The organism is Candidatus Poriferisocius sp., assembly GCF_965214065.1.
Lineage (GTDB): Bacteria > Actinomycetota > Acidimicrobiia > Acidimicrobiales > Bin134 > Poriferisocius.
In genome coordinates, this window is the sequence record NZ_CBDCAT010000028.1 from 856,305 (window position 1) to 880,537 (window position 24,233).

31 protein-coding genes are annotated in these 24,233 nt (G+C 63.4%); 24 read left to right on the forward strand and 7 right to left on the reverse strand.

What is annotated here, in order from left to right:
• Positions 1–25: 25 nt before the first annotated feature.
• Entirely contained in the window at positions 26–514 is a 489-nt protein-coding gene (locus tag ACOOGG_RS15375) for a hypothetical protein (protein WP_420436590.1), read from the reverse strand.
• Positions 515–556: 42 nt separating this feature from the next.
• On the opposite strand from ACOOGG_RS15375, the gene ACOOGG_RS15380 reads away from it, so the two are divergent.
• The 10 genes from ACOOGG_RS15380 (at position 557) to ACOOGG_RS15425 (ending at position 8,412) form a co-directional block, all read left to right on the forward strand.
• Positions 557–1,357 carry a hypothetical protein gene (locus ACOOGG_RS15380; protein ID WP_420436592.1) on the forward strand — a complete coding sequence of 267 codons (801 nt, stop codon included), beginning with the start codon at positions 557–559 and terminating at the stop codon, positions 1,355–1,357.
• A gap of 71 nt (positions 1,358–1,428) precedes the next feature.
• Positions 1,429–2,814 (forward strand): CapA family protein, encoded by a 1,386-nt coding sequence (locus ACOOGG_RS15385; protein WP_420436594.1) that lies wholly within the window; start codon positions 1,429–1,431, stop codon positions 2,812–2,814.
• Between the two features lie 65 nt (positions 2,815–2,879).
• Positions 2,880–3,377 carry a flavin reductase family protein gene (locus ACOOGG_RS15390; protein WP_420436596.1) on the forward strand — a complete coding sequence of 166 codons (498 nt, stop codon included), beginning with the start codon at positions 2,880–2,882 and terminating at the stop codon, positions 3,375–3,377.
• A 6-nt stretch (positions 3,378–3,383) separates the two neighbouring features.
• Complete coding sequence (locus ACOOGG_RS15395; RefSeq protein ID WP_420436598.1) at positions 3,384–3,902, forward strand: gamma carbonic anhydrase family protein; 519 nt, start codon at positions 3,384–3,386, stop codon at positions 3,900–3,902.
• Positions 3,903–3,954: 52 nt separating this feature from the next.
• The gene (sufB, locus tag ACOOGG_RS15400) at positions 3,955–5,358 is read left to right on the forward strand and encodes a Fe-S cluster assembly protein SufB (RefSeq protein ID WP_420436600.1); all 1,404 of its coding nucleotides are present in this window, start codon (positions 3,955–3,957) and stop codon (positions 5,356–5,358) included.
• Positions 5,358–5,729: a hypothetical protein gene (locus tag ACOOGG_RS15405; protein ID WP_420436602.1), complete on the forward strand. Its 372-nt coding sequence runs from the start codon at positions 5,358–5,360 to the stop codon at positions 5,727–5,729. The genes sufB and ACOOGG_RS15405 overlap by 1 nt, the downstream gene beginning before the upstream one ends.
• Complete coding sequence (gene sufD, locus ACOOGG_RS15410) at positions 5,726–6,988, forward strand: Fe-S cluster assembly protein SufD (RefSeq protein ID WP_420436604.1); 1,263 nt, start codon at positions 5,726–5,728, stop codon at positions 6,986–6,988. The genes ACOOGG_RS15405 and sufD overlap by 4 nt, the downstream gene beginning before the upstream one ends.
• Positions 6,989–6,993: 5 nt before the next feature.
• Positions 6,994–7,335, forward strand: coding sequence for a non-heme iron oxygenase ferredoxin subunit (locus tag ACOOGG_RS15415; RefSeq protein WP_420436606.1), 342 nt, complete (start codon positions 6,994–6,996; stop codon positions 7,333–7,335).
• Positions 7,328–8,122, forward strand: coding sequence for a Fe-S cluster assembly ATPase SufC (gene sufC / locus ACOOGG_RS15420; RefSeq protein ID WP_420436608.1), 795 nt, complete (start codon positions 7,328–7,330; stop codon positions 8,120–8,122). The genes ACOOGG_RS15415 and sufC (ACOOGG_RS15420) overlap by 8 nt, the downstream gene beginning before the upstream one ends.
• Positions 8,113–8,412 carry a 4a-hydroxytetrahydrobiopterin dehydratase gene (locus ACOOGG_RS15425; RefSeq protein ID WP_420436610.1) on the forward strand — a complete coding sequence of 100 codons (300 nt, stop codon included), beginning with the start codon at positions 8,113–8,115 and terminating at the stop codon, positions 8,410–8,412. Before sufC (ACOOGG_RS15420) ends, ACOOGG_RS15425 begins: the two co-directional genes overlap by 10 nt.
• Before the next feature lie 150 nt (positions 8,413–8,562).
• On the opposite strand, the gene sufU is transcribed toward ACOOGG_RS15425, so the two are convergent.
• From sufU to ACOOGG_RS15445, 4 genes are all read right to left on the reverse strand, one after another.
• A complete protein-coding gene (gene sufU, locus ACOOGG_RS15430) occupies positions 8,563–9,033 on the reverse strand; it encodes a Fe-S cluster assembly sulfur transfer protein SufU (RefSeq protein WP_420436612.1) in 471 nt (156 codons plus the stop codon).
• 65 nt (positions 9,034–9,098) lie between these two features.
• Complete coding sequence (locus ACOOGG_RS15435; protein ID WP_420436614.1) at positions 9,099–10,331, reverse strand: SufS family cysteine desulfurase; 1,233 nt, start codon at positions 10,329–10,331, stop codon at positions 9,099–9,101.
• Positions 10,322–11,080: a Fe-S cluster assembly ATPase SufC gene (gene sufC, locus ACOOGG_RS15440; RefSeq protein WP_420436616.1), complete on the reverse strand. Its 759-nt coding sequence runs from the start codon at positions 11,078–11,080 to the stop codon at positions 10,322–10,324. The genes ACOOGG_RS15435 and sufC (ACOOGG_RS15440) overlap by 10 nt, the downstream gene beginning before the upstream one ends.
• Positions 11,081–11,151: 71 nt before the next feature.
• On the reverse strand, positions 11,152–11,760 hold the full coding sequence (locus tag ACOOGG_RS15445; protein WP_420436618.1) for an MBL fold metallo-hydrolase: 609 nt from the start codon (positions 11,758–11,760) through the stop codon (positions 11,152–11,154).
• Positions 11,761–11,873: 113 nt separating this feature from the next.
• Here ACOOGG_RS15445 and ACOOGG_RS15450 point away from each other — a divergent pair, with 113 nt between their 5' ends.
• The 6 genes from ACOOGG_RS15450 (at position 11,874) to ACOOGG_RS15475 (ending at position 15,131) form a co-directional block, all read left to right on the forward strand.
• Positions 11,874–12,989, forward strand: coding sequence for an acyl-CoA dehydrogenase family protein (locus ACOOGG_RS15450; RefSeq protein ID WP_420436620.1), 1,116 nt, complete (start codon positions 11,874–11,876; stop codon positions 12,987–12,989).
• Positions 12,990–13,050: 61 nt separating this feature from the next.
• Complete coding sequence (locus ACOOGG_RS15455; protein ID WP_420436622.1) at positions 13,051–13,503, forward strand: hypothetical protein; 453 nt, start codon at positions 13,051–13,053, stop codon at positions 13,501–13,503.
• 20 nt (positions 13,504–13,523) lie between these two features.
• Positions 13,524–13,715: a hypothetical protein gene (locus tag ACOOGG_RS15460; protein WP_420436624.1), complete on the forward strand. Its 192-nt coding sequence runs from the start codon at positions 13,524–13,526 to the stop codon at positions 13,713–13,715.
• A 65-nt stretch (positions 13,716–13,780) separates the two neighbouring features.
• The gene (locus ACOOGG_RS15465; protein WP_420436626.1) at positions 13,781–14,377 is read left to right on the forward strand and encodes an alpha/beta hydrolase family protein; all 597 of its coding nucleotides are present in this window, start codon (positions 13,781–13,783) and stop codon (positions 14,375–14,377) included.
• Positions 14,378–14,565: 188 nt separating this feature from the next.
• Positions 14,566–14,859, forward strand: coding sequence for a DUF2442 domain-containing protein (locus ACOOGG_RS15470; protein WP_420436628.1), 294 nt, complete (start codon positions 14,566–14,568; stop codon positions 14,857–14,859).
• Positions 14,860–14,870: 11 nt separating this feature from the next.
• Positions 14,871–15,131, forward strand: a complete 261-nt coding sequence (locus ACOOGG_RS15475; RefSeq protein ID WP_420436630.1) for a DUF4160 domain-containing protein — start codon at positions 14,871–14,873, stop codon at positions 15,129–15,131.
• 15 nt (positions 15,132–15,146) lie between these two features.
• Here ACOOGG_RS15475 and ACOOGG_RS15480 read toward each other — a convergent pair whose 3' ends face one another.
• Both ACOOGG_RS15480 and ACOOGG_RS15485 read right to left on the reverse strand, forming a co-directional pair.
• Entirely contained in the window at positions 15,147–16,082 is a 936-nt protein-coding gene (locus ACOOGG_RS15480; RefSeq protein WP_420436632.1) for a hypothetical protein, read from the reverse strand.
• A 411-nt stretch (positions 16,083–16,493) separates the two neighbouring features.
• Positions 16,494–17,069, reverse strand: coding sequence for an HhH-GPD-type base excision DNA repair protein (locus ACOOGG_RS15485; protein WP_420436634.1), 576 nt, complete (start codon positions 17,067–17,069; stop codon positions 16,494–16,496).
• A gap of 45 nt (positions 17,070–17,114) precedes the next feature.
• Between ACOOGG_RS15485 and ACOOGG_RS15490 the strand changes: the two genes are divergently transcribed.
• The 8 genes from ACOOGG_RS15490 to ACOOGG_RS15525 all read left to right on the forward strand — a co-directional run bounded on the left by ACOOGG_RS15490 (position 17,115) and on the right by ACOOGG_RS15525 (position 24,197).
• Entirely contained in the window at positions 17,115–17,321 is a 207-nt protein-coding gene (locus ACOOGG_RS15490; RefSeq protein WP_420436636.1) for a hypothetical protein, read from the forward strand.
• Positions 17,322–17,362: 41 nt separating this feature from the next.
• Complete coding sequence (locus tag ACOOGG_RS15495) at positions 17,363–17,872, forward strand: HNH endonuclease (RefSeq protein ID WP_420436638.1); 510 nt, start codon at positions 17,363–17,365, stop codon at positions 17,870–17,872.
• Between the two features lie 13 nt (positions 17,873–17,885).
• Positions 17,886–18,554, forward strand: a complete 669-nt coding sequence (locus tag ACOOGG_RS15500) for a lipoyl protein ligase domain-containing protein (RefSeq protein ID WP_420436640.1) — start codon at positions 17,886–17,888, stop codon at positions 18,552–18,554.
• A 173-nt stretch (positions 18,555–18,727) separates the two neighbouring features.
• Positions 18,728–19,135, forward strand: coding sequence for a division/cell wall cluster transcriptional repressor MraZ (locus tag ACOOGG_RS15505; protein ID WP_420436642.1), 408 nt, complete (start codon positions 18,728–18,730; stop codon positions 19,133–19,135).
• 265 nt (positions 19,136–19,400) lie between these two features.
• Positions 19,401–20,381, forward strand: coding sequence for a 16S rRNA (cytosine(1402)-N(4))-methyltransferase RsmH (gene rsmH, locus ACOOGG_RS15510; RefSeq protein WP_420436644.1), 981 nt, complete (start codon positions 19,401–19,403; stop codon positions 20,379–20,381).
• Between the two features lie 98 nt (positions 20,382–20,479).
• Positions 20,480–20,761 carry a hypothetical protein gene (locus ACOOGG_RS15515; RefSeq protein WP_420436646.1) on the forward strand — a complete coding sequence of 94 codons (282 nt, stop codon included), beginning with the start codon at positions 20,480–20,482 and terminating at the stop codon, positions 20,759–20,761.
• Entirely contained in the window at positions 20,758–22,782 is a 2,025-nt protein-coding gene (locus ACOOGG_RS15520) for a peptidoglycan D,D-transpeptidase FtsI family protein (protein WP_420436648.1), read from the forward strand. Before ACOOGG_RS15515 ends, ACOOGG_RS15520 begins: the two co-directional genes overlap by 4 nt.
• A complete protein-coding gene (locus ACOOGG_RS15525) occupies positions 22,779–24,197 on the forward strand; it encodes a UDP-N-acetylmuramoyl-L-alanyl-D-glutamate--2,6-diaminopimelate ligase (protein ID WP_420436650.1) in 1,419 nt (472 codons plus the stop codon). Before ACOOGG_RS15520 ends, ACOOGG_RS15525 begins: the two co-directional genes overlap by 4 nt.
• Positions 24,198–24,233: the final 36 nt, after the last annotated feature.

Below are 24,233 nucleotides of genomic sequence, written 5' to 3' on the forward strand. Positions count from 1 at the left end.
GCTCGTTCATTCAACGGGGTTCCAATCAGCCCAACGCCGGGGTTCCAGCAAACGGCGATGGGTCACCCGGGTCGGGGATCACCGGGGGATGCCAGTTCATTGCCGCGCTGAGCTGGGAGACAAAATCTCTCCAGTCAGGGGGATTCCAGCCCTCGGCAGAGGCCCGCAGGTTGAGCTGGTGGTCGAGATGGACGATGGCGGGAAGCGACTCCAGGCCCATGGCCCGTACCACTGAGCGTTCCTCGTCGGCGAAGGTAAGGATCTCCTCGGTCCACGGCCCTAGGAACTTCTCGGCTTCGTCGGGCGATGCGGTGACCAAGAACGCTACCCGGCAGTCGGCGCCGACGAAGTTGCGCAGAACGCGGCCGGCGGTGTCGATCATCCACGAGCTCTCATAGGTGTACGGGTCGAGAACGACAATGACCAGGTGGAAGACAGTGACCCAATCGCCGATAGGGCGAGGTTCACCGGACAGCGGTCTCAAAGTGACATCGGTGTCAAGGGTGGTGGACATCGCATTCGAAGTTACCCCAGGACGGTGGCATAACCTCATGTCGTGCATCCGATCGAGCACTTGCGCTACGTGGCCCGGTCTTCCGGGGTGGGTCAGGAATCGCTGGTGCGGGAGACGGCCGGAGCGCTGTTGAGTTTCGGCCATGACCCTGCCGGGCTAGTCACCACCTGCCGGCGCATGATTGCCCGCCAGCCCTCCTCTGGTCCGCTCATGTGGTTGGCCTCCCGGGTTCTCACCGCGGCCGACCCCCGCTCGGAGGTCCGAGCATGCATGCAGGCGATTACCGAGGACAAAACCGCCCGCCTGCTTTCGCGCCAGCTACCCGTCGAGGCCGCGGTCTGTGTGCTCGGATGGCCCGACCTGGTGGGCGGCACCCTTCGGCGACGGGGGGATCTTCGGGTTTTGGTGGTCGATGTGGTGGGGGAGGGGTGCCACTTGGCGCAGCGGCTGTCGGAGCAGGATGGCTGGGTAGACGAAGTCGCCGAGAGCGGGCTTGGAGCGGCCGCGGCATCAGCAGACTTGGTGCTCTTGGAGACAGCCGCGGTCGGCCCCGACGGATTCTTGGCGGTCTCAGGTTCTCGGGCTGCCGCAGCGGTGGCCCAAGCCGCCGAGGTCCCAGTGTGGCTGGTGGCCGGCAAGGGGACGGTTTTGCCGGGTCGGATGTGGGATTCGTTGGTCGAAAGGGCTTTGGGAATGGTAGAGGCGTGGGAGGCTGATGAAGAGGTTGTCCCGCTGGCCTTGGTGGACCGAGTCGCCGGTCCCGACGGACTGGTCTCAGTGGCCGAGGCGGTTTCCAGTACCGACTGCCCGGTGACCCCTGAGTTGTTCTGCGCAGCCATTTGACCCGCAGACACATTCTCCGCCCCGCAGCACAGGGACCGGATGGGCCTCAGCACCAAGGTCGACAGAGCCTTGTGCTCCACTCCGCATCGCGGGGATTGGCCGCCGCCCTATTGGTGGCGACCGTTGCCGCGGCTGGCGGCTGTGCCGGCGATGACCTCGCCACCGGTCCGCTTCCGGCGTCCCCGACGGTTCCCGCCATAGCGACCGGAACAGACGAGCCGGTTCCGACTGCCCACCCGACTCCGACCGCGGCTTCCCGTTCAACAGCCGCGCCGCACCCCGATGCCACGCCGAGCCCCTCCTCCGAAGCGGCACCAACGCCGGCGCCTGTTCAGGAGTCCACCGAGGTTTCCACTCCGGCCCCCGCTCAGGAGTCCACGGCGGCCCCCACCGCCACGCCCATGCCAGCACCTCGGCAGGCCCGGCTGGCCTTCACCGGCGATCTGCTATCGCACTCGCCGGTTTTCCGCCAGGCGCAGGCCAACGGGAACGACGATCTGGACTTTGACTATCGGCCCATGTTCGAACCGGTGCGAGCCACCCTGAGCGACGCTGACCTTGCCATCTGCCACTTGGAAACACCGCTCTCGCCCGATAACCGCAACCTGTCCGGATATCCCTTGTTCAACGCTCCAGGCGATCTGGCCAGCGCGATCGCTGAAGTGGGCTACGACGGCTGTTCCACTGCCTCGAACCACTCATTGGACCAGGGAACCGGCGGGATCATCGCCACTCTCAACCTGTTCGACGAGGCGGATTTGGGCCACGCGGGCATGGCCCGCACCCCTCAGGAAGCCGCTACCCCCACTTTGTACGAGGTGAACGGCATCACAATCGGCCACCTTTCCTACACCTATGGCCTCAACGGCCTGATTCTCCCCGATGACCAAACCTGGGCGGTAAACGTCATTTCCACTGATGACATATTGGCCGAGGCCCGAGCGGCCATCGGGGCCGGGGCCGACTTCGTGGTGTTGAGCATCCAGTGGGGAGCGGAGTACCGGGTGGCGCCGACCGAGCAGCAGAGGGCGCTGGCCAAGGAGCTTCTCGCCGGCGACGAGATTGACCTCATCGTCGGTACCCACGCCCATGTGATTCAACCGGTGGAGTTCATCGGCGGCAACTACGTGATCTACGGGTTGGGGAATTTCTTGTCCAACCAGTCGCCCCAGTCATGCCGGTCGTGCCCACTGGAGTCTGCCGACGGTGTAATCGTGCAGGTTGACTTAGTGGAAGGCGAATCCGGCGACATCCGAGTTGCGTCAATAGGGGCGGTGCCAACCTGGGTGGACCGGCGAACCTTTACCATCATCGATGTAGGTGCCGCGCTGGCGGGCAATTCCTTCCCTGAGCTCACTAGTCAACTTGAGCAGTCGTTGGCTCGGACCAGCTCCACGCTTCGCAGCTATGGCGTGGACGTTTGGGTCGCTACGTCTGGGACTCCCGACGCGGGGTAGGCAGAAAGCAGGCACTAACCTCCATGCCATTGGGGGCAAAATTTGTCCCTACCCGAGGAGTCCATGTGTCTGACAGCCCCCCGTTCGACTCGGCCATGTTCCGCCAAGTGCTCGGACAGTTCCCCACCGGGGTGTCCGTGGTGACTGCCTCAGGACCCGATGGTCCCTCCGGGCTGGCGATTGGCTCTTTTGGCTCGGTGTCGCTCGACCCGCCCCTGGTTATGTTCATGCCGGGCAAGTCGTCCACCAGCTGGCCGGCCATCGAGGCTGCGGGCCATTTCGGGGTGAACATCCTGGCTGAAGACCAAGTAGAGATGTCCAATCTGTTCGCCTCCAAAGCCGAGGACAAGTTTGCCGGTTTGGAGTGGTCGACAAAGGTCACCGGCGCGCCAATCTTCCAGTCCTCGCTGGCATGGATCGACTGCGAGATCGACAAGGTGGTGGAGGGCGGCGATCACTGGATCGTCCTAGGCCGGGTCTTGGATCTTGCGGTCCAGCGCGACGACGTGGGACCGCTGGTGTTCTTGGCCGGGAAATACGGCTCGTTTAATCTGCTGGGCTGAAGAACGATGCCGGTTTATGCACTGGGAGACATCGAGCCTGACATCCACCCGGAGGCTTTCATTCACCCGCTGGCCGTGATCATCGGTCAAGTGAGTGTGGGAGCCGAGTCCACGATTTGGCCGGGGGCGGTGCTCCGGGGCGACGGTGCGGGAATAACCATCGGAGCCCGCACCTCCATCCAGGACAATGCCGTGATCCACAACACTGATGAGTTGCCCACGGTGGTTGGCAATGACGTCACCGTCGGCCATTTGGCCCACTTGGAAGGCTGCACGATCGAGGACGAAGCCCTGATCGGGGTTGCTTCGGTCGTGCTCCACGATGCGGTTGTAGGCCGGGGGGCGCTGGTCGGGGCCAGTGCAGTGGTCACCAACCACATGAAGATTCCACCGCTGGCCTTGGCCATCGGCGTGCCGGCAAAAGTGCGCGAGGGCCACATGGCCGAGGGTCAGAATCGAGAGGACGCCCAGGGCTATGTGGCCCGGGGCCACCGATATCGGGCTGAGATGCGCTTGTTGGGCTGATCGCCGGTAGTATTTAGGTAAGCCACGTCGCACCCTTCGCTAGGATTTTCATATGTCGTCGGAAGCCCTCGCCCTTGATCTCGGCCGATACAAACTCGGTTGGAGCGACGAGGAAGATTACGTCTTCAAGCCCAAAAGAGGGCTGAACACCGACATCGTCCAGGAGATGTCGTGGATGAAGAGCGAGCCCGAGTGGATGCGGAACTTCCGCTTGAAGTCGCTTTCCCGGTTCGAGAAGCGGCCCATGCCCTCGTGGGGCGGCGACATGTCGGGAATCGATTTCGACAACATCTACTACTACATCAAGCCCACCGAGGGCCTGGCCGACGACTGGGATGAGGTTCCGGACTCGATAAAGGACACCTATGAGAAGCTGGGCATTCCCGAGGCCGAGCGCAAGTACCTGGCCGGGGTGACCGCCCAATACGAGTCCGAGGTGGTGTATCACCGCAACCGGGAGGACTTGGAGCGCCAGGGAGTGCTGTTCTGCGACATGGACACCGCCCTCAAGGAGTATCCCGAGCTGGTGAAAGAGCACTTCGGCACCATCATCCCGCCGGGTGACAACAAATTCTCGGCCCTGAACTCCGCAGTGTGGTCGGGGGGCAGCTTCATCTATGTCCCCCCCGGGGTGACGGTGGAGATGCCGCTTCAGGCCTACTTCCGCATCAATGCCGAGAACATGGGCCAGTTCGAGCGGACCCTGATCATTGCCGACGAGGGTTCGCAGGTTCACTACATCGAGGGGTGCTCGGCCCCGGTGTACACCAGCGATTCGCTGCATTCTGCGGTGGTGGAGATCTTGGTCAAGAAATCGGCCCGGGTCACCTACACCACCATCCAGAACTGGTCCAACAACGTGTACAACCTGGTCACCAAGCGGGCCAAGGTCGAGGCCGAGGGCCACATGGAGTGGATCGACGGCAACATCGGCTCCCGGCTGACCATGAAGTACCCAGCGGTGGTGATGGTCGGCCCCAAGGCCTCTGGTGAGGTGCTGTCGGTGGCCTACGCCGGCCCCGATCAGCATCAAGATGCCGGGGCCAAGATGACCCACGCCGCCCCCGAGACCACTTCCAAGATCGTGTCCAAGTCGATCTCCAACGGCGGCGGTCGCACCAGCTACCGAGGTCTGGTCCGGGTGGAAGACGACGCCTACGGGTGTCGCAGCCACGTTCAGTGCGACGCGCTGATCTTGGACGAGGACAGCGTGTCCGACACCTACCCCTACATGGAGGTGGGCACACGGGACGCGGAGATTGGCCACGAGGCCACCGTCTCCAAGGTGGCTGATGAGCAGCTGTTCTATCTGATGAGCCGGGGGCTGACCCAAGAGCAGGCCATGGGCATGATCGTCAATGGCTTCATTGAGCCCATTACCCGCACCCTGCCGATGGAGTACGCCGTGGAGTGGAGCCGGCTCATCGAATTGCAGATGGAGGGATCTGTCGGCTGATGCCCATGCGGCAGGATTGCAAGTACTTCGAGAGCCGGTCATACCCCAATGGGGAGACCGTGCGGAAGTGCGATTTAGACTTGGCCCCTGAGGCCCCGTGGCGCTGCCCCGACGACTGCTCGGCCTTTGAGCGACGGCTGGTGGACGTGAACTGGTCGCACGGCACTCTGGTGACCCCCCCCACACCCGAAGCGCCGTCTAGCGTGGGAAGCGACGACAGCATCGGCGCCCTGTTGGACGCCGCCGAGGACATCGTGAATGAAGCCGGCCCTCGAGTGTTGGCTGATCTTGAGAAGGAGAAGTCCCGGCGACGGTTGAGAGCGGGCGGCGGCGGAAAGGCGAAGCGGCGAAAGCGCCGTCGGCGTTCGTGACCCAAACCCAATTCACTCCCGATGCGGCCGGTGCCTTACCCGGCCCTGATTGGCTGGTCCGCCGTAGAGTGGCTGCTGCCGAGCAAGTGGCCGCCGCGCCCATGCCCTCAGCGGAAGAAGAACTCTGGCGGTATACCCCCATTGGCCAGTTGGACCTCAGCCGTTATCGGCTGGCATCCGACGCCGGTGCCTTATCACCGACTGCCACCCCCGGCAATTGTGCGACTGCCGACACCAGCAACGGCCGGTTGTGCAGCGTGGAATTGGACCCCGAGGCCGCAACCCAAGGGGTGGAGGTCCGACCGTTGGGCGAGAGCGACGCCGAGATGGCCGCATCGGTTGATGTAGACCTATTCGCCGTCATGAATGCGGCGTTTTCCATAGAGCCGGTGTTGGTGCGGGTGCCTCCAGGGGTGAGCGTGGAAGGGCCTATCGTGGTGCGTCATTGGCTAGACGCCGATGGAGCCGCGATGTTCCCTCGACTGATCGTGGACGCGGGAGCAAACTCGTCGGTGGAGGTGCTGGAGCTGTACGGCTCAGCCGACGTTGCCGCGTTCGTGAGCCCGGTGGTAGAGATCAGGGTGGCGTCCGCCGCCCGGGTCGGATATCTGACTATGCAAGACCTCGGGCCCAAGGTGTGGCATATCGGTTCGCAGGTCAGTCACATCGGTTCGCAGGCCCACCTGCGAGCCTCTACTGCCGCGTTGGGCGGAGAGTATGCCCGAATGCGGATGGACACGCACCTGTCAGGTCGAGGGGCTACCGGCGATCTCATCTCGCTGTATTTCGGCGACGGCGAGCAGACACTGGACTTTCGCACCTTCCAAGATCACGCCGCTCCCGATACCACCAGCAGCCTGCTGTTCAAAGGTGCGGTGGACGACTCATCCCGTTCGGTGTACACGGGGCTGATCCGGGTTCGGCCCGATGCCCGAGGCACCAACGCCTACCAGACCAACCGGAACATCAAGCTTTCGGAGGACGCCTGGGCGGAGTCGGTGCCTAACTTGGAGATCGAGAACAACGAGGTGCATTGCAGTCACGCCTCCGCGGTCGGCCCGATCGACGGCGAGCAGTTGTTCTACCTGGAGAGCCGAGGGGTGCCCACCGAGACCGCCGAGCGCCTGATCGTGACCGGGTTCTTCGACGAAGTGCTTGATCAATTTCCCGTTCTCGAGGCAGTACCTGCGGTACGAGATCGGCTCCAGTCCAAGATCGAAGGGTTTAGCCATCACCACGCCATTGAGAGAAGCGGGTAGAGGGCATGACCGGGGATCGAGTGGTGTTGTGCCCGCTAGACGAGGTGGGCGACGGCGAGGCCCGGCGGTTTGACGTCGAGATTGGCGGCTTGGGTCACCAAGTGGCGGTTGTCCGGTTGGGAGACGATCTTTACGCATTGGGGGACATTTGCAGCCATGCCGACTACTCCCTGGCTGAGGGCGAAGTAGACGCGGACGAGGGCACCATCGAGTGCTGGAAGCACGGCAGCTTGTTCTCTTTGGCCACTGGTGAGGCTGAGACTCTGCCCGCCACTCGACCTGTTCCGGTCTATGACGTGGGCGTGGAGGACGGTCAGGTTTGGTTGGAGGTCGGCCAAGATGGGTAATTCGGCCAAGAGTGAGCTGGTTGTCTCGGGCCTGCATGTCCGGGTCGGCGGCCAGATGGTGCTGAATGGTGTGGATCTGCGGGTGGCATCGGGCGAAGTCCATGCCGTCATGGGCCCCAACGGCTCGGGCAAGTCGACCCTGGCCTACGCCATCATGGGTCGTCCCGGTTATGAGGTCACTGCGGGTTCGATCACCTTGAATGGTTCCGATCTGGTGGATATGTCCCCGTGGGAGCGGGCCCATGCTGGGTTGTTCTCCACCCAGCAATACCCCACCGAGGTGCCGGGTGTGGGCTTGGAGATCATGCTGGAAGAAGCAGTGGCCGCAACTGGAGGGGACCGCAGCGCGGTGGAAGCCCAAGTAGCTGACGAGGCTGAGCTTGTCGGCTTCGACCCTGACTTGCTGTACCGGTCATTGAACGTAGACCTTTCCGGAGGCGAGATGAAGCGGAGCGAGGCAGTGCAACTCGGTGTGCTCCGCCCCCGGATCGCCATCTTGGACGAGCTCGACAGCGGCCTCGATGTGGACGCCTTGGCCGCGGTGAGCCATCGCATTGAACTAGCCACCCACCAGGACAATCTGGGCGTGCTGGCCATCACCCACTTCAGCCGCTTGCTGACCGTGCTCCACGCCGATGTGGTCCACATCCTCATCGACGGCGTGATCCGGGAGACCGGTGGCCCCGAACTGGCCGCCCAGCTGGAGGACACTGGCTACGATCCTTGGGTTGATGACCGCTCTGTCGCCCCTGTTGAAATACACCTAGGAGGAGACCCATGGCCGTAGACGCCGATGCCAAGAGACTGCTGACCGACGAGGAGATCGCCGCGGCCCTGGAAGACCTGCCCGGATGGGAGCGCCAAGGCGACAAGCTGGCCGCCACCTTCAATTTCTCCGACTTCTCCCAAGCCTTCGGCTTCATGTCCCGTGTGGCCCTGATCTCCGAGCGCCTCTTCCACCACCCCGAGTGGTCCAACGTCTGGTCCACGGTAGAAATAGCCATCACCAACCATGCCGCCGGCGGCCTCACCGAATTGGATTTGGAGTTCGCCCGCCGCGTCAACACCCTGGTCTAGCCAGCAGAATGTCTTGGAGCTGGAAGTACTTTGCTTCTAGCTCGTATCGAAGTTCTTCATCGTCGCTGGCTGAAGCCACAACAAGCTGTCTCGGGCGAGAACGGCGAGGGCATCGGCCGGATCGACGCCATATGAAAAGGCGTGGCCGAGTTAGGCGCTGGTTTGGGCTTCTTCGAGGGCTTGGGTGAGGGTGTGCCAGGACAGGGTGGCACACTTGATTCGCACGGGGAACTTGACTACGCCCTTGAGGGCTTCGAGGTCGCCGAGCTTGATATCGGCCCCGTTGCCGTTGATAGGGGGCAGGTCGTCCGGGTCGGGCTCGATCGACATCATGGACTTGAAAGCCCGATTGAGCCTATGCAGTTCCTCGGTGGTGCGACCGATGACGGTGGCCGACATCATCGATGCCGAGGCTTGGCTGATCGAACAGCCTTGGCCGCCCACCTTGATGTCGTCGATCACCCCGTTGGCCAAGCGTACGTAGACGATCACCTCGTCGCCGCACAGGGGATTGAACCCCTCGGCCCGCACCGCAGGCGGGGTGTCCAGCTCTCCCCGGTTGCGGGGATTGCGGTAGTGGTCGAGGATGATCTCGCGGTAGAGGTCTTCAAGATCAGGCATGGCAGGGAATCACCAGTTTACGGCTGAAAGCCCGAAGATATGCAGTCATTCTGCTCGCAGCGATATTATTCAATGAAGAAGGCGTCAGCATCGCTGAGCGCATCGGCTAAGGCATCAATGTCTGATTCGTCGTTGTACACGTACATCGATGCCCGGCTGGTGGCGGTGCAGCCCAGCACCCGCATGAGCGGCTTGGCGCAGTGGTGTCCCGCTCGCACGCACACCCCGGAACGGTCCAATACCTGGGCCACGTCGTGAGGATGGATTCCCTTGTACTCGAACGACAACACTCCGCCCCGCTCAGCCGGCTCGGTTGGCCCGTGGATGGTGATGTCATCTCCATAGCGCTGGGTCAGGGTCCGCAGGGCATATCCGGTGAGGGCCACCTCGTGTTCGCGTACTTGCTCCATTCCCAAGCCGACCAGGTAGTCCACCGCGGCCCCCAGCCCTACTGCCTCGGCGATAGGTGGAGTGCCGGCCTCGAACTTCCACGGGACCTCAGCGGTGCTGAACCCTTCCTTGGTCACGTTGAGGATCATCTCGCCCCCGCCCAAGAACGGTGGCATGGCCTCCAGCAGTTCGGACTTTGCCCATAGCACCCCGATCCCGGTGGGTCCGCACATTTTGTGGCCGGTAAAGGCCACGAAGTCGGCCCCCATCTCCGCCACGTCGGTAGGCAGGTGCGGGGTGTACTGGCTGGCGTCCACCATCATCAGCGCGCCGGCTTCGTGGGCGGCGTCGGCCAGCTGCCGGATGGGATTGATGGTGCCCAACACATTGGAAACTGCGGCCACGCTCACTAGTCGGGCGCCGTCGAGCAGCCGATCGAGGTCGGTCAGGTCTAGGTGGCCGTTGGCGTCGATGGGAATCCAGCGCAGCTCGATGCCCAGCTCCGCGGTCAGCATGTGCCAGGGAACGATGTTTGCGTGGTGCTCAAGCTCGGTGATCACCACCGGGTCGCCCGGCCCTAGATTGGCCCGCCCCCAAGTTCGAGCCACCAGGTTGATTGCCTCGGTGGCGTTCTTGGCGAAGATGATCTCTGAGTCCCGAGAGGCGCCGATGAACGCGGCGACTTTGGCCCGAGCCTCCTCCAGCGCGTCGGTGGCCTCCACCGCTAACTGGTAGGAGCCCCGATGGACGTTGGAGTTGTAGCGCTCGTAATAGTCGGTTAAGGCGTCGATCACCGGTTTGGGCTTGTGCGAGGTGGCCGCCGAGTCGAGGTACACCAGGCGGCGGCCGTGTACTTGCCTGCACATAATGGGGAAATCGGCTCGGATCGAGGCTTGGTCTAGCGCCATGCCTCGTATCCCTCAGCATCCAGTTGGGCGGCCAACTCGAAGCCGCCGCTGGCCGCGATCTTCCCATTCATCAGGATATGGACGTGGTCGGGTTTGAGGTGGTCGAGCAGCCGGCGGAAGTGGGTAATGGCTAGCACCCCCATCTCAGAGCGGGAGTCCCGCACCTCTTGCACTCCGTTAGCCACTATCTTGAGGGCATCGATGTCCAGACCGGAGTCGGTCTCGTCCAAGATGGCCATCTCCGGCTCCAAGATGGCCAGCTGGAGCACTTCATTGCGCTTCTTCTCTCCACCGGAGAACCCGTCGTTCAAATAGCGGTCGGCAAAGGAGGGGTCCATGTCGAACCGCTCCATCCATTCCATTACCGCCAGCCTCAATTCGAGTACCGACAAATCGATGCCTTTGCGGGCCGACAAGGCCTGTCGCAAAAAGTTCATCACCGACACGCCAGGGAACTCTTGGGGGTATTGGAAGGCGAGGAAAAGACCGGCTTTGCCCCGGACATCGGCGGGCCAGTCGGTGATGTCGTCGCCCTTGAAGCAGATCCGCCCCCCGGTCACCTCATACTCGGGGCTGGCCAAAAGCGCGTTGGCCAAAGTTGACTTGCCCGAGCCGTTGGGTCCCATCAGGGCGTGTACCTCACCCGCTCTAACGGTGAGGTCGATACCCGACAGAATCGGGATGCCGTCGTCGGCCGTGGCCACGTGCAGGTTCTCGACCTGAAATAGCGGGGCTTCGGGCTGGCTCACCCGATCAGTCTACGTCGGAGGAGTTGTTATCCCTATCACCGGAAAGCCGCATAACAAGCCGGTGGCCGGGTCTACCAGCCCCGGTCGATCCACTCCTGGAGATGGGGAGTCTCGGTACCGATGGTGGTCTGATCGCCGTGGCCGGGGAGCACCACGGTGTCGGACGGCAGCGGGGAGAACATCCGCTGTTCGATGGAATCGATGATGGTATCGAAGTCGCCGCCCTCGAAGCCGGTGGCTCCGGGCCCACCGGGAAAGAGGGTGTCGCCGGAGAACAATATGGGCGAACCCTCCAGTCGGAACGACATCGACCCCGGGGTGTGGCCCGGCGTGTGGATGCAGTGCAGGCGGAGCCGGCCCACCTCGACGACCGACTCGTCCTTGAGCAGGTAGTCGTAGGAGTCGAGCATGGCGGCGTCCTCTGCGGTGACGCCCACCTCGTACCCGGCGTCGCGCACCGCCGGGATGGCCTGGATGTGGTCCCAGTGCCCGTGGGTTTCCAACACGGTGCGTACCCCGAGGGAAGAGCACAGCTCCAACAGCTTCTCGTGCTCGTTAGCCGCGTCGATCAGCACTGCATCGCCGGTTTCGCGGCAGCGGACGACGAATACGTTGTTGTCCATCGGACCCACTACCACTTTGTGGATCTCGGCCTGGGTGTCTTGCCAGTGCAGGGTCATGGCTGCTCTTTTCGCGGGTGTGTCACGTTGTGACCCCGATTGTGCCCCATGTATCGGCCAAGTGACAGGTTCGAGCGTGGCTACCAGGGTTGTGGTCTAGTAGAAACAGAGCCGTGAACTTTGCCTTCAGCGAGGAACAAGAAGAGCTGCGGCGCTTCGTCCGGCAGTTCTTGGAAGATAAATCTCCGGAATCGGCGGTCCGAGAGCAGATGGACACCGAGAAGGGCTACGACGATGCCGTCTGGAATCAGATGGCCGAGCAGCTCGGATTGCAGGGGCTCATCATTCCCGAGGAATACGGGGGCAGTGGCTTCAGCTATATCGAGCTGATCGTGGTGTTGGAGGAGATGGGCCGGGCGCTGCTTTGTGCCCCGTTCTTCTCCAGCGTGGTGCTGGCGGCCAACGCCTTGATCCACAGCGGCGATGAGGAGGCCAAGGCTGCGTTGCTGCCTGGTATCGCCGGCGGCGAGACGGTGGCCGCGCTGGCCTTCACCGAGGAGAACGGCCGTTGGGATGAGTCGGGCATCACCGTGGAGGCCACCGCCGATGGCGGCGACTGGCGGATCAGCGGTACCAAGATGTTCGTGATCGACGGCCACACCGCCGACGTGGTGGTGGTGGCCGCCCGCACCGCTGGTGGGGTCAGCCTGTTCTGGTGTCCCAGCGACGCAGATGGCTTGGCCTCTACGGCATTGTCCACCATGGACCAGACCCGCAAGCAGGCCCGCCTGGACTTCGACCAAACCCCTGTCACGCCGATCGGCGCCGAGGGCGGGGGCTGGGCGGTGCTGGAGCGGGTTCTCGACCTGGCTGCGGTGGCCCTGGCCGCCGAGCAGGTAGGCGGCGCCCAGATGTGTCTGGACATGTCGGTGCAGTACGCCAAAGACCGGGTGCAGTTCGGTCGGCCCATCGGGTCGTTCCAGGCCATCAAGCACAAGTGCGCCGACATGCTGCTGGAGGTGGAATCGGCCAAGTCGGCCGCTTACTACGCCGGCTGGTGCGCCTCGGAGCTCAACGACGAGCTCCCCTCGGTGGCCAGCTTGGCCAAGGCCTACTGCTCGGAGGCCTACTTCCACGCCTCGGCGGAGAACATCCAGATCCACGGTGGGATCGGCTTCACCTGGGAGCATCCCGCCCACCTCTACTTCAAGCGGGCCAAGTCATCGGAGCTGCTGTTCGGCGACCCCACGTATCACCGCGAGCTTCTCGCTCAGCGCATCGGGATCTGATCGGGCGCCGTTTCTTCCTGGCAGCAAGTTGAAGCGGTAGGCCACTAGGGCCTCGACTGGTGTGACTCTCCTACTCGTCCTCGCTGCAGTCTTGGTAGTCGGGCTGGCCGCCTATGCGGTGATGCGGGTGTCCTCCCGGCTGGCCCACACCCGGGCACGGGCGGTGTACGACCTGTTTGAGGCGGTGGACTTTGTGGCCGACCGTCTCCCCGACGAGCTGTCGTCCAAGTTGAGCTACGACGACGTGCAGGGCATCTTGCTCTGGCGGTTAGATCATCTGCGGCTTCAGGGCTCTGCCACCTACGGGCGAGGCGATGTGGCTGCCGCCGAGGCGGAGGGCCGCAACCAAGAGGCGGTGACCCGCGACGACGACTCGGTGGACTACGTGCTGGCCAAGGCGTCGGAAGATGAAAGAGACATCGATGCGTTGGACGTCGTCGTGGTGCTCGACCTTGAGAGCCAGTACCTCAAAACCATCGGAGCACTCGGCCCTCCAGCCGAGGAATCCCCTTAGCGAAACAGTACGGTTGGGGAATGGACAGGCCGAGGTCGCTGGAGGGCTTCCGGTACGTGGGGGACAAGCGGTCCCAGTTGGTGTACGACTTGGATGAGGTGAGCGACGAGTCGGTCATCGAGGAACTGGTTGCATCGGAGAAGTTCTTGGTGTTCGGACCCGACACCTTGGCCGAAGCCCGAAACCGGGGCTACCGGCCCCGGACGGTGTGACTCACTGGCAGACTTCCGGCGGGCTAAAGCTGGCCGGGCACTTGGCGCTGCCGGAGAGCCGCCGCATGAAAGCGCTGCCTGGAGTAGTGCTTTGTCCCGGCTTCCCATCGGCGGGCAACGGTGGCTCGGGGGCGGCCAAGCGGTTCTACCCCTTGGCCGATCGAATCGCGCAGAACATGGAGTGGGCCGCCATGGTGCTCAATTACCGGGGATGCGGCGATAGCGAGGGAGACCTCACTCCGGCCGAGTGGACAGCCGACATCGCCAGCGCGGTTGCCCATATGGACAGGCTTGATCAGGTGGAAGGGGTCTGGCTGGCAGGGTTCGGCATCGGCGGAGCGCTCGCGGCCTGCCTCGCCCAGGACGATTCCCGGGTCAGGGGTGTGGCCACCATGGGGGCGCCTGTGGACTTATGGGCAAACACCGACCGGTCGATCCGAGTCGACCGTTGCGCCGCCGAGATCGCCCCCCGCCCCATGCTGGTGCTGCACGGTTCCGACGACCGGGAGGTGTCGCCCCTCGACGCCCGAGCCATCGCCGATGCCCACGGCGAAGCCAGCCTGCGCATCATCAGCGGCGCTGGCCATCGCATCCACTCCGACCCCCGCTGCATCGCCATCCTCCTAGGCTGGCTCGACTCTCAAATCACCCTCATCCCCTGATGCGCTTAGCATCGGGCGAAGCGATCCTGCACGGACCCAGCACAGGCAAGAATGTGTCACTGCCATCGGTAGAATATTCTCATGGAAATTGAGACTGTGACCTGCGAAAACGCCAGAAGCGAGATGAATGAGGGTGAGCCTACCGAGGCCTCTGAGTGTTTGGAGCACACGAGGGTTAGGATTTGAGCGTGGCAGGTGTACGCGTTGTTGAGATCGAGGCAAGAGACTGCTACCGCCTCTGGTTGCGGTTCGCTGATGGCGTTGAAGGGGAAGTGGATCTCTCTCGATGGGTGTCCAGAGGCGATTTTGCTGCTTGGTCAGACCCTGATTTCTTCAAGAACGTGAGTATTCGCGAGTACGGCGCGGTGGCTTGGGGCGATAATGACGGCCTCGAACTCTCCCAGCACGGTCTCTACACTGACCTCACCGGCAGGTCATTGGAAGAGATCCACCCGAAGCCCTGGCAACCGCTCTTGCACTAGCCCTCCCAGCCGTGCCGGAACTCAGCCGCTTCTACGGCATCGTCATTCGCATGTTTGCCAACGACCACAATCCTCCTCACTTCCATGCCCTCTATGGCGAGCACAGCGCCCTTGTCGACATTGCAACTCGATCCGTCATCGAAGGATCGCTCCCCAGGCGATGTCGAGGCATGATTGCAGAGTGGAGCGAGTTGCATGAAGAGGAGCTCGTCGCTGCGTGGATGGCGTTACGGAGTGGCTCAAGCCCTGAGAAAATCGCTCCACTCGACTGATAGGTATCCGACGCGTTACCGGTCTTGGTCTGAAGCAACTGAAGCCAGGCAGTCCCCCAGTTGGTGGAGCCGTTGTTTGATGACTCTTGGGGCAGCCGCAGGGGCGTATCCCGTTTCGGCATTGCCCTGGATTGCGCCAACCAGAGGATTGGCCAAGGTGTCGAGCATATGTTGGATCTTTCGCTGTAAATCCTCTTCTCCCGGAGGCTGGTTTCTCATAAGCAGCCAGAGATTGCGGGCGGTCAGAGGGCCGGTGTCGCCGACTTGACCGGCCAGCGTTGCCAGCAACTCCGCGGCGAGTTCCCGAAGTCGAGTCGATTCTTGGGCTGCCTTGGCGATTAGGGTGGTATCTACCCCGCCTCCAGTCTCAAATAGTGCTCGATAGTCCTCGAGGCCCAGCGGAGCGTCAGAATGCTGCAAGCACAGATCGGCAAGTTGCCCAGTAGAGAGCACCGACACCACCTGCCCGACTGCCCGGTTGATGAGGCGCTGGCCGGAAGGGTTCGGCCCTATGAGCATGGAGTGGTCGGCGTTGTGTTGCTTGCGGTGCTCGTCCAACGTGACCCAGTCCACCTGGTGGTCGCTCAAAGAGCCGGCGCCGACCGTCTTGGCGTCGATGGTTGCCGAATATGAGGCGTCCTTGCCCAGCTGCGCCTTGATTAGCACGTCGGTCTTGCCAGGGCCGCCGAGCTTGTCGGCGTCGAACCCTAGAAACAGGAAGGCATCCCGGACGGCGAATTCCAGGCGATCGGGATTCTTGCTGTCGGTACCAGCCTCTCGAATCTCGGCGGCGAGAACTGCGCCCGGAGAGGTCTCGTCTCCTGTTGGCTGCGAATCAGAAACGTCGGCATCATCGGGGTCGGAACTGGGTTCAGGCAGGGCCGGCGTGGCCGCTGGGGATGGTTGTTGCTCAGGATGCTTGAGGCCTGAGCCTGGTTGGTGAACTGTCAAGATAGAGAGCAGCTCGCTCCCCGCACTCGTGACGGACTCTGCGGTGCAGGTGCCCGATCAAGATTCCGTTGTCGTCTGTCATATACCACCGGCTGGCCCATTCACTGAGGTGGGCTTGGCCAGCGGTTAGCTCAAGAACTCCGGCTTTCCTCAAGAAGGATACGCGGGAGTTGGCGCTGCCGCTGCTGACCTCGAAGTGCCCCTGAATCCAACCGGCCAATTCAGAATCTGAGAGTGGGGGGCGTTCGCCGGCGACATGACCACAGATACGGCGGAGAGAATCGATGTAGCCTGTGTACCCTCCCGGCATGGGCAAGACCCCTTTGGCGCGCTGGTCCCAAGGGAGGGGTGGGGGGATGTCGGCTGGGTTGGTCATGCGGGGGGTAACCGGACTGAATCGGTTGGGTGCGGTCAGTCTTGCTTGGTTTTGCCTTTGGCCTTTTGGGCTTTCTTCCAGGCTCTGACTTGGGCGAGGGCTTCGGGGCTGTCGATGTCGGCGACGGTGCGGGGGGTGGGGTCGGAGAAGGGGCCGGCGGCGGCTTCCCAGCCGACGGGGGTCACGCCGAAGCGCTTGGCCAGAACGGCCAGGAAGATCTTGGCCTTCTCGTCGCCGTAGCCGGGCAGAGCCTTGAGCCGCTTGAGGAGTTCCTGGCCGGTGGCGGCCTCGGTCCAGACTCGGGCGGCGTCGCCGTCGTAGTGGTCCATGAGGTGGCGGGACAGTTCCTGAGCACGGCGGGCCATCGATCCGGGGAACCGGTGCAAAGCGGGTTTTTCCTTGAAGACGGCCTCGGCCTTGTCGGGATCGAGGGCGGCCAGGCGCTCAGCCGAGAAGTCGTCGGGGATGCGCTCTTTCAACCGCAGGGGCGACTTGAATGCCCACTCCATGGGGATCTGCTGGTCTAGCATCATGGCCAGCAGCAGGGCGAATGGATCATCGATGAGTAATTGATCGGCGTCGTGGTCGCCGGTGACGGCAAGTGTTCCCATCTGCCCATCGTACTGATCAATTGTCTCAAGACGTAGCCTGAAACCGTGGGTCGATCCGTCGCCAAGTTGCTTGTCCACCCAGGTATCTGGCTTACCGCACTGAGGGTGGGATGGCGTTTGAGGGCGTTCCCCGATCCGGCCTATCTGAAGTTTCGGATGGTCACCATGTATGGCGATGCCCACGCCCAACCCCGCCCCGACGACTTGGTCACCTACTTGCGGTGGTGCAAGGAATGGGAGCGATCCAGGTAAACCGCCCGTAGCGGCCCGGCGGGTTCACTATGGTTTTCACCATGAGTCGGGCGCTGGTGCTGAATGCCTCTTTCGAGCCACTGAGCGTGGTGTCCCCCCGGCGCGCCGTCATCCTGGTGATGGCCGAGAAGGCCGAGGTCGTATTGGATTCCGGCGAGCGGTTCCGATCCGAGCGGCTCGACCTGCCGGTCCCGTCGGTGGTCCGGTTGCGGTACTACGTAAAGGTGCCGTTCTTCCGCACGGGCGGGCTCAGTCGGCGAGGGGTGTTCGCCCGCGACGGTTACCGCTGCCAGTACTGCGGTCGCCATGCCGACTCGATCGATCACGTCCGGCCCCGCAGCCGGGGCGGTACACATTCCTGGGAGAACGTGGTGGCCGCTTGTCGCCGGTGCAACATGGCAAAGCGGGATCGGCTGCTCTCGGAAACTCCGATGAGGCTGATGCGCCCGCCGGCTGAGCCGCCCCGATCGGCCTGGGTGGCCTCCGCGGTCGGACATGTGCCTGCCGACTGGCTGCCCTACCTAGACCCAACGGCTGAGTCCGTCGCTTAGACCGCATAGACCCGTGCCGACCGAAGGTGGGTGGACAACTCATCGCTTGAGCGGGACGGTGGGGGATTTGCACGCATTGGAACCCGATCCCCGCTCCGATCGGCAAGTGTGGCTGATGTCGCCCCTCGACACCGCGCTGGTGCTGGGCTCGGCACAGCGCACTGAGATCGCCGCAGGCCCAGGTTCCCAGGAAGCCGGTGTGGTGCGCCGTCGCAGTGGTGGGGGAGCGGTGCTGGTGGTCCCCGATGATTCGGTGTGGATCGATGTTGTGATCGGCCGTGACGACCCGCTGTGGGATGACGACGTGAACCGGGCGCCCATCTGGCTGGGTCAGGTTTGGGTCGCTGCTTTGGCGTCTTTGGGTCTAGCCCGCGGGAGGGTGGTTGATCACTACCAGCCCGGTTCTTGGGGGAAATTGGCATGTTTTGCCAGCCGGGGGCCGGGTGAAGTGCTCGTGGGCGGGGCAAAAGCGGTCGGGGTCTCCCAGCGTCGCACCCAGGCAACGACTCGGTTTCAAACGCTCATATACAGACGCTGGGATCCCGAGGAATTGGTCGCCTGCCTCGCGGTGCCACGAGGCCAAAGGGAAGGACTTCGAGATGCCATGGCTTCAGCGGCATGTCCAGTCGAGGCCCAGTCCGACGAGGTCTTCGCCGCCTTTTTGGCATCCCTACCTCGCTAACTGCCCACCGCTAAACTTCGCAATCGGGCGGACAGGCTCAGTCTCCCATCCCGCCCGTGGTGGCACTCCTCTCTCGAAACTGCGCCACTGGGTTGCGTTGGTGGGGCTTAGGGGGATAATGTGGGATGTAGTGGGAGTAAAGGGGAATAAGCGGGTACCCGTCGGAGGGGGACATGCTCACCGGTGAGCATCGGCGTTCCCTGGACGACAAGGGTCGGCTCTCGCTGCCACCGGCATTTCGCTCGGCGTTGGCCGAAGGGGCCTACGTGGCGATCTACCAGCGATGCCTTGGGATCTGGACTGCCGAAGAAGCCCGCAGTGCGCTGGAGCGACTTGAAGCCGCGGTACGAGACGGAGAGGCCACCGGCGGCGACTTGCGTCGATTCTCCTCCAGCCTCGAGCCGGTGACCGTGGATGCCCAGGGCCGTCTGAGCCTGCCCACCTCTAAGCGCGAGCAGTTGGACATGGGCAACAAGGTTGTGTTGGCCGGGGTGTTCAACCGAGGCGAGGTGTGGGATGCGGTGGAATGGGAGTCGCTTCATGCAGGTCTAGGTGATGCCGATGTGGATCGGTGGTTGTGATGTGGTCTGACGTATTGAGACAAGGGCCGGGTTTCGCCATGTAGATGAAGAGAATCAGAGCGGTTATGGGCAGTCCTCCGTCTGACGAGATGGAAGGCCCCTACTCCGCCCGCTTGCCATCTGACACGCCGGGGAGAAATCCCGGAGTGCGGTCGCCAGGCGGAGGACTGCCGATAACCGCCATTTCTAGCGTCCGACCCGGTCGGACGCAAAAAAATGATCCCTCAACCAGCCGACAGCTGAGTCACCAAGGAGGTGGATGAAAATGAGCGGGGGGACGCCGACAGCGACCGATAGTCGATTTGTCCATCACCCCGTCATGGTGGCCGAAGTGGTGGAACACCTGTCCGCGGTCCCGTCGGGAGTTTTGCTCGACGCCACCGTTGGCGGGGGAGGACACGCCCGGGCGCTATTGAACGCCCGTCCCGATCTCTCGCTGGTAGGCCTCGACCGTGACCCCTCCGCGGTGGAGGCTGCCAGCGGGGCATTGGCTGGCCGCGGGGCCACTATTTGCCGCGCCAGCTTCGCCGAGTTGGGCGATGTCTTGGATTCGCTCGGCATATCCCAGGTGGTGGGGTCACTCTTCGACTTCGGGGTCAGCTCTCCCCAGCTGGACAAGCCTGAGCGTGGTTTCAGCTATCGGAACGAGGGGCCACTGGACATGAGAATGGACTGCCGCCAGCGGCTGTCTGCTGACGAAGTGGTCAACAACTGGTCGACCGATGATGTGGCCAAGATTCTGCGGGACTACGGAGACGAGCGATACGCAAGCCGCATTGCCGCCGCCATTGCCGCCGCCCGGCCGATTGCCACCACCACAGCGCTGGCCGATGTGGTTCGCGATGCCATACCCGCTCCCGCCCGCCGACGGGGTGGCCACCCCGCCAAGCGGACCTTCCAAGCAATTCGCATCGCAGTCAACGACGAGCTCGACCAGATAGAGCCCGCTCTGGAAGCAGTCATCGACCGAATGGGTCCGAGAGGCCGGGGAGTGGTGCTGAGCTACCACAGCGGAGAGGACCGCATCGTCAAACAAGTACTTCGCCGCCGCGCCGGACTGAACGATGAAGCCCGCTTTCGGGGTCTGCCCCAACCGGCCAATCAAGCCCCGCCCGCCATAGACCTGGTTCCCCGGGGCAGCCGGCGGCCCAGCCCAGTGGAGATGGCCGACAATCCCAGGGCTTCCAGCGCCCGCTTTCGAGCATTTTGCAGGCGGGGTCTCGATCAAATGGAGGGGGCTGTGTGATGGCCTCACCGCAACCCCGTCCTCGCCCAACGCCGACTGAGCCCGCCGCCCGTCCCCGCCGACACCTCCAGCCGGCCCCGAGTCCACGCCGGAGTTTGATGTCCCTCGTGGGCTGGGTCATCGCGGCAACTGCGGTGGTCGCCCTGTTTGCCCTGGCCCTGTTCCACGCGGTGATTGTCGATCGCCAGACCACCCTTGACGATATGAATGAACAGCTCGAGGAAGTCCAAGTTGAGAACGAGAAGCTGCGCCTATACGTGGCCCGGGCCGAGGCCCCCGACCGCATCAGGGCAGAGGCCTTGTACCGATTGGGGATGGTGGAACCCGATAGCCGCGTCTATCTGTCGCCGGTGGAACTGGCTGAGGGTGCAGTGGGATGAACATCTCGGACAAGGCTGTGCAGTCTCGCTCCCTGCGGCGACGCGGGGCCGCGATCATGGTGGTGTTCACCCTGGTGGGGCTGGTTCTCAGCGTTCGGCTCGCTGATCTTCAGCTATTTCGCTCAGATGCTTATGTGGAGTACGGCCAGCAGCAGCGGATACGAACCATCAAGCTGACGGCTGACCGAGGTCGAATCCTAGATCGCCATGGAGTGGAACTGGCTATATCGGTGCCCCAAATGACCGTATGGGCCGACCCGAGCCAAGTAGACGATCCGGCAGCCGCGGCAACCGCCCTGGCGCCCGTGCTGGAGATGGATGAGGGTCGGCTCTTCCAGCTGCTGAGCGAGCCCGACCAGCATGCCTATCTGGCCCGCACTGTGTCCGATGACGTGGCTACCCAGGTTGCCGCCCTTAGTTTGAGCGGTGTCTTCCTGCTGGAGGAGTCGGCCCGGTTCAATCCAGCGGGCGAGCGCTTGGGACAAGCCGTAGTGGGGAGTGTGGACGTGGACCACAAAGGCATCAGCGGCATCGAATACCAGTACGACTACTTGTTGGGCGGAGTGCCTGGGGAAATGGTGCTGGAGAGCAGCCACGATGGACGTACGATCCCCACCGGCGCTCGGAAGATCAAGCCTGAGGACCCGGGTGCCGATCTGTACTTGACCATCGACCGCTCCTTGCAGTTTGAGGCTGAGCGGGCGCTGAAGCGTCAAATCGAGGAAGTCGATGCGGCCAGCGGCACCGTTATCATCATGGTTCCCACGACCGGCGAGATTCTGGCCATGGCCTCTGTGGGACGGGACCAAGAGGGCAATGCGGTCTCGCTGGGCGAGAACCGAGCGGTGACTTGGTCCTATGAGCCCGGATCGGTGACGAAGAGCGTGGTGTTCTCCGGTGTGATCGAGGAAGGACTGGGTGCACCGCACCATGTACGCGAAGTTAACCACTGGCTTCAGCTCTACGATCAGGAGTTCACCGACCACACCGAGTACGGCACCGTTCTCTACAGCATGGAGGAGATCCTGGGCCGCTCGTCCAACACCGGCACCGTGGAATGGGCTCTGGTGCTTGGTTCCACCCGCTTGTCCGCGTACCTGGCTCGGTTCGGGCTGGGATCGGCGACGGGACTGGGATTCAAGGGAGAGTCATCCGGTTTGGTGCCCCAGCTTTTGAACTGGAGCGGCACCGACGTGGGAAGCTTCGCATTGGGTCAGGGCATTCTGGCCTCCCCGTTGCAGGTGCTGATGACGTACAACACCCTGGCCAACGGCGGCGTGCGGGTGCCGCCCACCCTGGTCCGCTCAGCGATCGGAGCTGATGGCCAGGAAGTCCCGTTGGAGCGGGGCGAGCCGGTGAGAGTTGTTTCGGAGAGCACAGCCGCCCAGATGACCCAGATGCTGGTCACGGTTGTGCGGGAGGGGACCGGACGGAATGCCCAAGTCGAGGGCTACTCCATCGCCGGCAAGACCGGGACCGGCAAGAAGTTGCTGTCGAGCGGCAGCTACGAGGACAGCGAGGGATTCAGCCGCTACACGGCCACATTCGCCGGCTTCTATCCGGCAGAAGATCCCCAGCTATCGATGATTGTGGTGATTGACGAACCTGTCATCAACTACTACGCCAGCCAGGCCGCCGCCCCACTGTTTGCCGATCTGGCCAAATACTCCCTGCAACGTCTTCGCATCGCTCCACCGGTCGACATCGTCACCGTCACGCCCAAGCTGGGACCCGCCCCCACACCGGTCCCCGCCCCGGCCTCCGAGTCCGGGCCAGGATTGACTCCAGCAGCCACGCCTCAGCCGACTCCCGAGCCCACGCCGGAGGCGACCCCCGAGCCCACGCCTCAGCCGACTCCCGAGCCCACGCCGGAGGCGACCCCCGAGCCCACGCCGGAGGCGACTCCCGAGCCCACGCCGGAGGCGACTTTGGATGGCTCTGATCAGACAGTTGCATCCCAAGGGTCAGAGGCGGCTGCACCGGTGCCCGATGAGGCACTCCCACCAAAGGACGGGCAATGACAACCGCGGCCATGGCGCTGCAAACGCTGGCGGAGACCGCCCCTGGGGTGATCAGATGTCGAGGTCAGGCCTCGATCACCGGACTGGCCCATGACTCACGGGTTGTGAAATCCGGCGACTTGTTCTTCTGCGTGCCGGGGGCCGAATACGACGGCCACCAGTTTGCTGCCGACGCCATCGAACGGGGAGCAGCTGGCCTGGTCGTGGAGCTCCCGCTGGGACTGGGCTGCCCCGAGGTGCAGACCTCTTCGGTGCGCCAGGCCATGGGGCCGATTAGCTCGACCTTCTACGGCCACCCGTCTCGTGCCATGACCGTGGTCGGGGTTACCGGCACCAACGGCAAGACCACGGTCACCAGCCTCATGGGTTCGGTGTTGGCTGCCGCCGGACTTCGCACCGAGGTTCTAGGCACGTTGACAGGAGTGAGAACCACCCCGGAATCCCTCGACTTGCAACGCCAGCTGGCCTGTTGGCGATCAGCCGGTGTGGATGCCGTGGCAATGGAGGTGTCCAGCCATGCGTTGCACCAGTACCGAGTGGACGGTGTCCGCTTCGACGCCGCGGTGTTCACCAATCTCACCCCCGAGCACCTCGATTATCACGACACCGCCGACGAGTACTTCGCGGCCAAGGCCCGGTTGTTTTCTCCCGATCTTGCCGACCGGGCGGTGGTCAACCGAGGCGACGAGCACGGTGCCCGGCTGGCGTCGGAATCCCGCATTCCCACTGTGGGCTATGACCCCGAAGGGCTGTCGATACGGCTGGGAACCCGAGGACTGACCCTGAGATGGCGGGGCCAGGACATCCACCTCTCCCTGATCGGCCGATTCAACGCGGCCAATGCGTTGGCCGCGGCGGAAACCGCCCTCCTGCTCGGCGCTGGGGTGCCTGACGTAGTGGCGGGGTTGGAATCGGCTTCCCCGGTGCCGGGCCGCTTCGAAGTGGTCGAGTCGGATCACCCGTTCACCGTGGTGGTTGACTACGCCCACACCCCTGACGGTCTGGTCCATGCGCTGGCTGCTGCTCGGGAGTTGGTAGCCGCATCGGGGTGCCTGCGAGTGGTGTTCGGCTGCGGCGGCGACCGCGACCCCGGCAAGCGGCCCCTGATGGGCCGTGCGGCGGCCACGCTGGCCGATCAGGTCGTAGTGACTTCCGACAACCCCCGTTCTGAGGATCCTGAGGCCATAATCGCCGGCGTATTGGGCGGAGTGCCCAAGAACTCGAGGGGCATCTCGACCCAGCCCGATCGCCGTGCGGCCATCGCCCAATGCCTGGCCGATGCATCTGACGGCGATGTGGTGGTGGTAGCTGGGAAAGGCCATGAAACCACGCAGGTGATAGGAGACCGGGTGGTTCCCTTCGATGATCGAGTCGTCGTCGGAGAGCTGTTGTCGAGCAAGAGCGAGGTCCAATGATCCTCCTCTTATTCGCCGTCTTCAGGGGGAAAACCC